Genomic DNA, 9,668 nt, shown 5'->3' on the forward strand with positions numbered 1-9,668 from the left:
TGCAGGTGGAATTCGGCGGGAACCTCGCAGCTCGGCTTCGACGTCGTCAAGCGTGAGTTCGTTGACCGCAGCCCCGCCTTAAAATCGCTACGTAGGCCGTTCTGGGCCGACGTGGGTGAAACACGCGGACGGTGCGCATCCCCGCATCAGAGGCGATCACGAAGGGGGGCGCCAGACAGCGTGGACAAAGCCGCCTGGCCAAGCTGGCTGCCATGCCGTACTCGACGGCGTTGAACACGTCACCCGGGTATGGGGTTCCCAGGCTCGTGTGTGAAGCTGGCGCGTCTTCCGTGCGGCCAAGAAACGGCGGTCCTGGTTTGCGGCGTGCTGTCGAAAACTCTTAGAACACTGGGATGGAGATGGCTACAACGACACGCCGGTGCGCAGCGTTATGATGCCGGCCGGCGCGACGCCGTACTCGACGATTGCCCTCTTGACGCGCGTCTTGCGAGGATTCTGGAGGCTTCGTTGAACTGGCGACACGAAAACGCATCCGACCACAAGTCGTCGTTGTCGCCTTCCACGAGTTCCGTACGGTCGTCGAGGACTTCCGACGCACAGTACGCCAGCATATCCTCAAGCGTCATAACAGCTCCTTACGCCGCTTGGGCGGTCTCGCGCAACTGCTGTTCTTTTTCCTTCTCTTGGAACGCCTTGTACTCTTCCGGCGTAGCCTTGGACTTGAAAGAATAGGGGAATCGCTGTACTGGTCGCGTGACGTACCCGCCCTGGCTCTGGATCGTTATATCTTCGACACATAACGCCAGGCGGCCTTCCACGAAGGCGTGCGGGACAATCACTTCCCCTGCCGCGAGGGACTTTTGATACACAGGCCCCAACGACAGCGGCACCTGGGGCAGGTCCTGCTTGTTCTGGCCGCGGAAGATCTCAATCTTGTCGTAATCCAGCGGGAAACCGCGCGTGTCGGTGGGCAACTCGACGTCGTCGCCAGACAGCACCTTCATACGCTTGTCGCGGGCCTCGGCGAGGAACTTGGCGTAGACGGCGTCCTCGTCGAACTCCTGCGCGGCCTGCGTTTCGGCTTTGATGCGGAGGCGGGCGACGCGCTGGGCTTCAGTCTCGTCGGCTTCCGGCGTGCCGGTGAATTTGTCGTTCAGTTTGCTCATGATTCAGGCTCCTGTTTTTAGGTGTGGGGGAGTCAATCTTCTTCGTTCGCCATGCGTGAGGCCTCGGCAAACGCACTTTCAAACTCTTGCTGCGGGATGCTCTTGAGCGCAGCCTCGATGATCTTGATCACGTCCGGCACCGTCGCCGCCGCGTAGCTCTTGGTCATATTGCCGGTGTAGGGGCTGCACAGCTCTGCGCCGCCCTTACCACTACTCTTCTTCGCCGCCTTTTTCGCCGCCTCGATCGCGGGAACGTCTGGCACGGTTACTTCAAACCCGTTCTCCAGACGTTCGATCGAGACGCGGTAGGTATCGGACATGGTTTAGCCTTCGGCCAACCACACTACCGTATCGTTGTCCGTGCAGATGCCGGAGTCAAACGTGACGGTCACGACGCCGCTCGGCGACGTGTCGGCCGAACCGCCGGACTGGCTGGCAGAACCACCGGTGCCGGTGCGGATAGCGACGACGATCTTGTCGTCGGTCTCAAGGGTGCGAGTTCCGGCAGCGACGGTTTCGAGGTAGTCGCCGGAGTTCATGCCCTTGTACCACTCCTGGGTGATGCGGTCGGTGATGTTGGTGATCTTGAAGTACGTCGGGACGAAGCCCAGCGTCAGCGTCATCACGCCGGCGGCGATGCTGGCGTTGGCCGTTGTGGACACGTCGGAAGCCGCCGTGTAAGTGCCGCTGATCGAGCCCTGCGTGCGCTGGACGGGGCCGCCGTTGATGTTGGACAGATTGGTAGGGGTGGTCATGTGAGTCTCCTAAAAAGTTAATTCGGCACAGGGGCCGTAGCCCCAAGCAGAGTGGATTACAGCGTGACGGCCACCATAAGACGATACCCCCACAAATCGTTCAAAATCAACGATGTTTGTGCGCACTTCCAACCCAGCGTGCCGCGCTGGTTCAGCGGGTCGGCGGTGCCGGACGAGCCAGGGTTGTGGGCGATCAGCGACATGGCGTTCGACCCCTTCAGCGGCACGATGCCATAGAAGTCCTTGCCCATGTAGATGACCGGATACACGTCGGCGAAGCCGCCGGTGTTGCGCATCGTGGTCGAGGCGCCGCCGTACACGCCGGTCGCGCCGAGGTACGGCGTGAACAACACGCTGCGGCAGTACCGCACGTCCTCGACGGAGCCGTGCTCGCCAGGGAACAGCTTGGTCTGCCCGGCGTACTGCTTGGCCGGGATGTAGCCCTGCATGTTGCGGATGTCGTTGGTCACGTCGGGGTGATGGATGGCAACGAAGCCGGCCTCGACAGGTTCCGTACGGAAGTCCGGGCTGGATGACACGATCTCGTTGATATACTTGCCGCGCTGGCGGAGCAGGGCGGCGGTCGCCGTGCGCTGCGCAGCCAGGGTGATCGGCGTATTGACGGTCGTGATGCCGCCGTTGGCGTAGCCGACCTGCGTGCCGGCCTTGATCTTGTTCCAGCGCAGCGTCTCGACCGTCTCAGCCGCCTGCTGCACGCACAGCGACGAAAACTCCTTGAGCAGCGGATCTTCGTGGGTGTCCTGCATGAAGCCGGAATACGGGATGAAGTCGCCGAATTCCTCCAGCGTGGCCGTGTAGTCAGTGATGGTCGGCTTGGTGCCGCTGGGCGTCACGCCTTCGACGAGCGCCGTGGTAGCCAACGGCAGGGCTTCGTAGCGCCGGAACTTGGCGACGTTCGTCGAATTGGTAGGCATCACGAACGTCTGGCCGAACTTCTCCAGAACCATGTCGGCGTCGTGGCGCTTCAGGAGGGGGCAATGGCATACGCTGCCGTGCGATTGGAGATGTCGCCGGACGTCAGGAGAGCGGTGGTCATGGTGTTTCCTTTCGGTGAGTTTGGGTGTTGTTAGCGTCCTCTGCCGGCTCACCTATGGAATCGGCATGATGCGGTCGGTCTTAGGCGTCGTATCCTTGCAGCTCGATCAGGAACTTGCCGGCCGTGTACGTGGCGGCCGTGCGGCGGCGCCGCCGGTCAAATACAGATACTGGCTCGTCGCGGCCGGCTGAGCAATCGCCTTAACCAAAGCCAGAGTCCAGTTGCCGCCAGCAGTGATCAGCGCGGTCTCGGTGAGGGCGGCGACGCCGCCGTCGAACACGCCGGTGCCTTCGGTGGCGGAATACAGGTCGATGTCGGCGACGCCGCCGGCGGGGACTTCAAGGCAGGTCATTCTGCCGCTGAGTAGCGTGCCGCTGCGGGCGACGGAGACCTGACCGATGTGCGCCGGACTGGTGCCGACGCCGATGATGTCGAGGTCAGTAGTGGATGACGCCAGGCCCGTGAGATCGATGAGGATCGTGGTGGTAATGAGTCCGTTGTCTTTCGTGACACTGGATCGATACACGGTGCCGGTACCGGAAGTGATGCCGGCGCCAGCTTCCCCCCGCGAAGTCATTGGGGTCCGGGGTGCCCCTCGGCGTCACGGCGACGCGCCGCGAGCCGACCGGCGTCAGGTCTTCGGCTCCAGCAGGAGGCGGCTTCGGAACGGGCGCTGGTGCAGGCGCGGCCGGGGTGGCTACTCCAGTCGCCTTCTTGAAGTCATTCACCAAGGCTATCACGTCCTGCGTCGTGCCGCGGTCGTACACCGCCTGCGCGCCAGCCTGCGCGTACGACGGCAACGTCTTGATCCACGCCGGGACCTTCGCGATCACGGCGTCGTAGTCGCTGTGCGCGGCGTGCAGGGCGGCAACGTGGGCCTCGATAGCTGATGTCGTCACCGTGTTCTCAACTGGCGCCAGCCGGGCCTCCATCTGTTCGGCGAACTTCTGCACGGCCTTGTATACCCTGGCGTTTATGTCGCGGTCGATCGACTTGAGGCGGGCGTCGATGGCCTTGGCCTCGCTCGGAAACTCCTTCCTGAACTGCTCCAGGGCCGCGACTTCGTCCTCGGTCGGCGCGTAGGGCGTGATACTTTCCTCCAGGGCCTCGCGCTCCGCCCTGGCTTCCGGCGTCTCTGCCGGCGCCGGCGCAGGGGCAGGTGCTGGCGCGGGGGGCATGTGCTGGCGCGGGGGCAGGTGCTGGCGCGGGGGCAGGTGCTGGCGCGGGGGCAGGTGCTGGCGTTTCGATCGGTTCAAGGGCGGCCTCCGGCGCCGGCGCGGGCTCGGGCGCTGGCTCAGGTGCTGGAGTCGGCGCGGGAGTCGGCATGGGAGACGGCGCGGGCTCAGGTGCTGGTGCCGGCGCGGGGGCCGCGTCCATCGCGGCGACTACCTCCGCGAACGCGGCGTCGAAATCGTTGTTGTCAGTTGCCATGTCATGCTCCCTGTAGTTGTTTGATGGCGGGGCCGTCGTCGATCAGCTTTATCAGCCGGGCCACGACGCGCGCCTCGCCTTGTTCTCGGATCAAGTCGTCGCCCGCCATGCCAATCCACTCCGTATTGATGCGGGCCTGTCGCAAGTACAGCCAGTCACGCATGGCCTGTAGCCCGCCTTCGTTTCGGCACAAGAAGATGCTCAGCTCGATCTTGTGTTGTTCCTGCCTTATCACGTTCATGTCGCTGCCCCTGTCGCTGGTCTGCTAGCCGCCTGCCGCGCCGTATCGGCGCCGTGTGCTGCCGTCAGGGCCTGCGCGTGCCCGACCTGCCGGCTCGTGTCGGCCGCATGTGCCGCCACCAGCGTCTTGGCCCGGTCGACGCTGTGCTTGTTGCTGGTGTTGATGGCGTCGATGATGGTCTGCAACACCGTCGTTCCGACCGCCGCCTGCTCGGATGATGCCTTGGCCTCGTGCTCCAGCGCCTTGCTGAGAACCTCCTTGACCTGGGCGGTGACGAGGTCCATCTGGCCTTGGGCCATGGCGGCCTGCTGCTGAGCGTTCCGCTCGATGATCTGCTCGGCCTTGTCCTCGTCCTCCATCAGGTCGTCGATGGGGATGTCGTTGGCCTTCGCGCGTTCGATCAGCAGGGCGCGCGGCTTGATGTACGGCAGCTCGTCTGGCGTCAGGCTCGCCTTGAACTCGGCGAGCGACTGCGCCAGCACTTCCTTCGCGATCAGGCTCGTCGAGCCGCGGGCAATGATGTTGTGGTCGCCGTCGCGGCTCTGGTCGGCGTCGTACTTCTTGTTCCACGCCACGAGCGCCGAGATCATCGATATGGTGAAGGTGTCGTAGTTACGCACGGTGTCGCGCACCGGCAGCGCGGCGGCGCCGAGGAACATGCTGGCGTTGCGCTGCGTGCGAAGCGCCTCGCTGCCGCCACCCGACGTGTCGCCCAGCGACGCCGGCGGCAGCCCGGACTCCTTGTCGCCGAAGCTCAGGAACAACTGGATCAGCGGCAGCAGCTCGTGGATGTGACTGTCGATACTGACGTTACGCACCGCCGGTATGGCGTCGGACTGGCCGCCGTTGCTCTCGCGCAGCCACGACTTGTGCTTGCTGAGTGCCATGGACTGGCCCGGCGTCAGCATGTCGGTGTTGATCTCCGCCATGGGGCCGATCACGCCGGCGTTGTCGAGGGCGGCGCGCACCGTTTCGTTCAGGCTGACCTGCGAGTCGCGCAGCGTGTCGCACAGCCCGTTGCCGAGGATGGACAGGTCGTCGTCCTCGAACACGAAGATGTGGTGGTGCTGGACAGTCTCGCCAAGCGGCGCCAACTTCGCCTTGATGGTGACGTCGTCGATCATCCACACGTTACTGTGGAACGATCGCCCGAGGTCGGCGTCGGCGATAGTCACGCCGGCGCCGCGCAGTTCGTGCCGGTGACGTGCCCCCAGTACGACAGCACTTCGTACTTTCGGCTTTCCTTGCCGGAGATCGCCGCCTGCGCACTCTTGGGTTCGCCCTTCATCACGGACTCCCACCACTGTGCCTTGTAGTTGCCCGACTGGTTGCGTTCCAGGTAGTCGGTTATCCTCGTCGCGATGAAGTCGGGGCGCTGCGCGAGTTCTTCTACCTCGGCGCGCGTCATGATGTGCCTGTCGAACTTGCCGTCCTGTTTCGTCAGGTCGGTAGCCGTCATGTCGGGGTAGTGGTTCCACACCGGCAAGAACTCAAACAGCGGCTTGTACTTGTCGACTTCTACGGCCTTGTAGGCGCCGGTGTTGACGTCGCGCCGCCAGGTGCGCGCCTTTACCTTCTTGTGGAACGGCCCCGTCAGTATGCCGATGTTGTAGATCGTCGCCGACCGCACGACCTTGCGCGCCAGCGTGACGAACTCCATCTCCTGGAGGTCGTCGTCGATCTTCTTCTCCATCGACTCGGCCTTACCCTTGGCGAACTCGCGGATGCCCTTCTCGATTTCGGCGTCGCTGAGTTCGACTTGCGAGGCGTCGCCGCCCTGCGCCTTCTCCTGCACCAGACTGTCGAGTACCTGCTGCAACTGCTCGGTCGACAGGTCGGGCAGCGGCGACGCCCGCACGCCGTAGTTCTTCTCGGTCTGTGGCCAGAGCATTTGCATTAACCTTGCAATTGTGCCGCGCACCATCCACGCCGTCATGCCGGGATATGCCTTTGACCTATCCGCCGGTATCATACTCAGCACTTCAGGGTCATATATCTTCCGCACCTGATAGAGGTTCTTCATCCAGCGTTCTTCGATCTGGCGGCGGTCGCTGACGTGCGTTGGCCACAGGCCGAAGATGCGCCGGCCGAGCCTGTTGAGTGCGTCGTCGTTGATGGCAGGGGGTAGGGTTGGGGTGTCCATGATTTTTCCTTAGCGCGGTGTGGCGTACGGATTAACGTTCGCGGGGGGGCGAATGGTACTGCGTTCGGTGTTTTCGGCTTTCCGACGGCCGCCGCGCTCGAAGTACATGTCCGCGTAGCCGTTCGCGTCCCCTATATGGCTGTGGTCGTTTTTATCCACGTCGGTTGAACTGCGGCCGTCCTTATATTTCTTGAACATGTAGCCGCCGCCAAGCGCACGGATCAGCGCCTCGCATCGCGGATCGACCAAATACGCTGGCATGCCGCGGTCGACGATCATGCTGAGGAAGTGGTCGGTCGCGCCCTGCCGCACGAGCGGAGCATTAGACCACGCAAATTTTACCTTGCCGAGCCCTTTGTTCTTGTATCTGCGAAACACGTCGGCGCACGAAACTTCGTCGTTCTGCGACCCCGTTCCGCCCGCTGGATCGCCGGTCACGAATATCTCGAAGCCGTCGAATCTGCGGCGAATCAGCGGCAACACGCTCTCTTCGATGCAGCGCTCCAGGCCGACACCAAACATCGCGACTTCGTCAAGTGTGAGAACCTGGCCGAAGGCGTTTTGCTGCTTGAACACCATCGCTGGAGTCAAACCGAAGTCAGCCGATAAGAGCAGGAGGTTGTTCGGGTCTGGTATGAGATCGTTCTTGGCTACGTGCAGGTCGCGTGAGAATCGCGGGTGAACCGGAAGCCCGCCTTTGCTCCGGCCATATTCAGCGCCCAAATTTACGCGGATGTATTCGTCCGATTTTCCAATTAGTTGGTTCTCATAGTACCCCGGAATGAGGTTGCTGAGATTCTCGGCGAGCGGGTTTGTATGCCACATGCCGTCGGCGCCCTTGATAACCGCGGCGGGCTGCTTGAACACCTTCCAGCCGTTCGCCTTCTTCTCCTTCGGACGATCGGGATCAAGCCCCTCATACATCGAGTGCAGGTAAGAGCCTTCTTCAGGAGGGTTCGTATCCGCCCATGTGCCGTACCACGACGGCCCACCGTCTTTCATCGCGGGGAACTGTCCGATGCGACCGTCAACGCCTTCAATGATGGCGCGGTCAATCTCGCGCACTTCGTTGAAATATGCTCCTGTCACTTCGAGGCTGAGTAGGTTTTTGACGTCGTCGGCGGTATCTAGCGCCCGAAAGAGGACTTCTGCGCGTATGTCGTCGACCTCAATGAAGTACGTCTTGCCTGTCTCTTTCCAATACCCGATGGTTCCGCTCGGAAACCAATTGAGGAACGTGCGCAGGCTGGTGTCCCGGAGTTCGGGCATCGTGTTGCGGATACACATCCAGCGCGACCGGCGGTAGCCGTCAGGTCCGCGCTTCTGCATGGCAGAGCGCCGAATAAACTCGACCATGGACCCGGAACTTTTCCCGGACCTGAAAGGCCCGCAGATATGCCGTATGCGTGCGTCACTTTGCATGAACGCCGACACGACTGGGGGGAATGACGCCTTGATGTCTAGCATCACGCCACCTGCGGCTCGTCGGTGTTGATGCGGTGCTCGAACCGGTGGCCGTCCATGCGCTCCAGAGTCAGCGTGTCGCCATCCTTGTCGATCAGCCGCACGAGGTCGCAGTAGCCGCGCTCGCCGGGCGGGCCGACAGCAAGCTCGCCGGTAGCGAAGCCATGGGCGTGCAGCACCGCCTCCAGGGCGCCGGCGGCGGTCCGTGGAGGCAGCGCGGGTGGATGATCATGCGGGCTGTCATAGGTGGAAATAATCGACGCCGTTGCCGCACTCCGAGGACAGCGCGGCCGCCACATCGACTGCCTGGCGGGCAGTACTGCCGAGGTACATCGCCGCCAGCGCGAAGTCACGGCCGGAGCCCCAGGCGGAGAACTTGTCCTCGACGCGGACGGCTACCGGCTGGCGTTCATAAAACTTGCAGCCGTTCTGGTCAGCCACGATCAGGCGTGCCCACGAGTCCTTGTCCTTCTGGCACGCCGGGAACGCGGTGGGATCGGCGCCGGCTTCGTACCACGACGCCATCAGCTCGCCGGAGTCCTGGTCACCGGTCCAGGCCAGGTACTCCGGGAACCTGTCGGCTCGCTTGATCTTCCGGATCTTGGTCGTGGTGAAGTGCGCGCCGGCGCACATGGCGCGCTTGTCGGCGGCGATCGTCTTGCCGTCCCAGGCTACGACGCTCACGCCGGCTCGTCGGGCTCGTCGGAGACAAGGCCCGCGCTCAACTCTGCCTCGGCCTCGGGGCTGAGAGTCAAGTCGGCGCCATCAGCAGGCGGTTCGTCGGGCGCCGTGTTGACGTCGGACAGCGCGTAGAGTTCGGCCTCTGCCGCCCGCCACGCGGCGGTCAGGTGGGGCTGGTTGGCGGCGGGGAAGCCGCGGCTGGCGGCGTCGTCCAGGGCCTGGCGGGCGGCTGCCAGTTTCAGTTGGGCTTCATGGGTTGCGGTGTTCATGCTAGTTCTCCTTGTGGTGGTTGGGTGCTGCGGGGGTCTTGCACGTCACGCTAGTTTTTTGCATGCCGTGCTAGTTTTCCTGCCGACTGAAAAGGTGTTCGCGGAGCAGTGGCCCCCAACGCCCAAATCTTGTCGCGGGCGTTGCTGCGGGCGATCTTCTTGCCCAGATCGACGTCGAAGTTCTCAGGGCTCGCCGCCGCGCTCTCGCCGGTAACGGTGAAGCCGTTGCGCAGCCGCAGGCAGCACACCGTCAGCGTCGTGCGGGAAGACGTGGTAGTCCTCGCCGGTGATCACGGCATCAATCTTCTCGGGTAGAGTCGCGGCGCGTTCGGGGCCTTGGATTTCGGTTTCGATTGCCTGTTCGTCTATGCTCGTGTCAATTCTCCTGGTCTGGTTAGTGCTTCTCGGGTTGATACTACTTGCTGCGGGGCTTGGCCGCGAACGTGATGCTGAGTGTGAGGCCGCCGCCAGTCTTGCCGTCATCTTTCACTTCCTTGGGG

At 63.1% G+C, this 9,668-nt stretch carries 13 protein-coding genes and 1 pseudogene; all 14 read right to left on the minus strand.

Annotated elements, in window-relative coordinates; translation table 11 throughout:
- Window positions 1–596: 596 nt before the first annotated feature.
- Window positions 597–1,127, minus strand: a complete 531-nt coding sequence (locus IPM06_17540; GenBank protein MBK8772208.1) for a hypothetical protein — start codon at window positions 1,125–1,127, stop codon at window positions 597–599.
- A gap of 32 nt (window positions 1,128–1,159) precedes the next feature.
- Entirely contained in the window at window positions 1,160–1,447 is a 288-nt protein-coding gene (locus IPM06_17545; GenBank protein ID MBK8772209.1) for a hypothetical protein, read from the minus strand.
- Window positions 1,448–1,450: 3 nt separating this feature from the next.
- A complete protein-coding gene (locus IPM06_17550; protein ID MBK8772210.1) occupies window positions 1,451–1,882 on the minus strand; it encodes a hypothetical protein in 432 nt (143 codons plus the stop codon).
- A gap of 56 nt (window positions 1,883–1,938) precedes the next feature.
- Entirely contained in the window at window positions 1,939–2,850 is a 912-nt protein-coding gene (locus IPM06_17555; protein ID MBK8772211.1) for a N4-gp56 family major capsid protein, read from the minus strand.
- 195 nt (window positions 2,851–3,045) lie between these two features.
- Window positions 3,046–3,465, minus strand: a complete 420-nt coding sequence (locus tag IPM06_17560) for a hypothetical protein (protein MBK8772212.1) — start codon at window positions 3,463–3,465, stop codon at window positions 3,046–3,048.
- The gene (locus IPM06_17565; protein ID MBK8772213.1) at window positions 3,377–4,195 is read right to left on the minus strand and encodes a hypothetical protein; all 819 of its coding nucleotides are present in this window, start codon (window positions 4,193–4,195) and stop codon (window positions 3,377–3,379) included. The genes IPM06_17560 and IPM06_17565 overlap by 89 nt, the downstream gene beginning before the upstream one ends.
- Window positions 4,196–4,371: 176 nt before the next feature.
- The gene (locus IPM06_17570; GenBank protein MBK8772214.1) at window positions 4,372–4,611 is read right to left on the minus strand and encodes a hypothetical protein; all 240 of its coding nucleotides are present in this window, start codon (window positions 4,609–4,611) and stop codon (window positions 4,372–4,374) included.
- Complete coding sequence (locus IPM06_17575) at window positions 4,608–5,786, minus strand: hypothetical protein (protein ID MBK8772215.1); 1,179 nt, start codon at window positions 5,784–5,786, stop codon at window positions 4,608–4,610. The genes IPM06_17570 and IPM06_17575 overlap by 4 nt, the downstream gene beginning before the upstream one ends.
- Entirely contained in the window at window positions 5,783–6,754 is a 972-nt protein-coding gene (locus tag IPM06_17580) for a hypothetical protein (GenBank protein ID MBK8772216.1), read from the minus strand. Before IPM06_17580 ends, IPM06_17575 begins: the two co-directional genes overlap by 4 nt.
- Window positions 6,755–6,763: 9 nt before the next feature.
- A complete protein-coding gene (locus IPM06_17585) occupies window positions 6,764–8,110 on the minus strand; it encodes a hypothetical protein (protein MBK8772217.1) in 1,347 nt (448 codons plus the stop codon).
- 110 nt (window positions 8,111–8,220) lie between these two features.
- Window positions 8,221–8,397: a hypothetical protein gene (locus IPM06_17590; protein ID MBK8772218.1), complete on the minus strand. Its 177-nt coding sequence runs from the start codon at window positions 8,395–8,397 to the stop codon at window positions 8,221–8,223.
- A gap of 61 nt (window positions 8,398–8,458) precedes the next feature.
- Window positions 8,459–8,902 carry a hypothetical protein gene (locus IPM06_17595; protein ID MBK8772219.1) on the minus strand — a complete coding sequence of 148 codons (444 nt, stop codon included), beginning with the start codon at window positions 8,900–8,902 and terminating at the stop codon, window positions 8,459–8,461.
- On the minus strand, window positions 8,899–9,168 hold the full coding sequence (locus tag IPM06_17600) for a hypothetical protein (protein ID MBK8772220.1): 270 nt from the start codon (window positions 9,166–9,168) through the stop codon (window positions 8,899–8,901). Before IPM06_17600 ends, IPM06_17595 begins: the two co-directional genes overlap by 4 nt.
- Before the next feature lie 50 nt (window positions 9,169–9,218).
- Window positions 9,219–9,651, minus strand: a pseudogene (locus IPM06_17605) (hypothetical protein).
- Window positions 9,652–9,668: the final 17 nt, after the last annotated feature.

This window comes from Hyphomicrobiales bacterium (assembly GCA_016710435.1).
Lineage (GTDB): Bacteria > Pseudomonadota > Alphaproteobacteria > Rhizobiales > Aestuariivirgaceae > Aestuariivirga.

What these genes read in the sequence shown, in the direction of transcription:
- IPM06_17540 (MBK8772208.1), bottom strand. Translation starts at nt 1,127, where the DNA reads ATGAGCAAACTGAACGACAAATTCACCGGCACGCCGGAAGCCGACGAG.
- IPM06_17545 (MBK8772209.1), bottom strand. Translation starts at nt 1,447, where the DNA reads ATGTCCGATACCTACCGCGTCTCGATCGAACGTCTGGAGAACGGGTTT.
- IPM06_17550 (MBK8772210.1), bottom strand. Translation starts at nt 1,882, where the DNA reads ATGACCACCCCTACCAATCTGTCCAACATCAACGGCGGCCCCGTCCAG.
- IPM06_17555 (MBK8772211.1), bottom strand. Translation starts at nt 2,850, where the DNA reads ATGGTTCTGGAGAAGTTCGGCCAGACGTTCGTGATGCCTACCAATTCG.
- IPM06_17570 (MBK8772214.1), bottom strand. Translation starts at nt 4,611, where the DNA reads ATGAACGTGATAAGGCAGGAACAACACAAGATCGAGCTGAGCATCTTC.
- IPM06_17580 (MBK8772216.1), bottom strand. Translation starts at nt 6,754, where the DNA reads ATGGACACCCCAACCCTACCCCCTGCCATCAACGACGACGCACTCAAC.
- IPM06_17585 (MBK8772217.1), bottom strand. Translation starts at nt 8,110, where the DNA reads ATGGTCGAGTTTATTCGGCGCTCTGCCATGCAGAAGCGCGGACCTGAC.
- IPM06_17600 (MBK8772220.1), bottom strand. Translation starts at nt 9,168, where the DNA reads ATGAACACCGCAACCCATGAAGCCCAACTGAAACTGGCAGCCGCCCGC.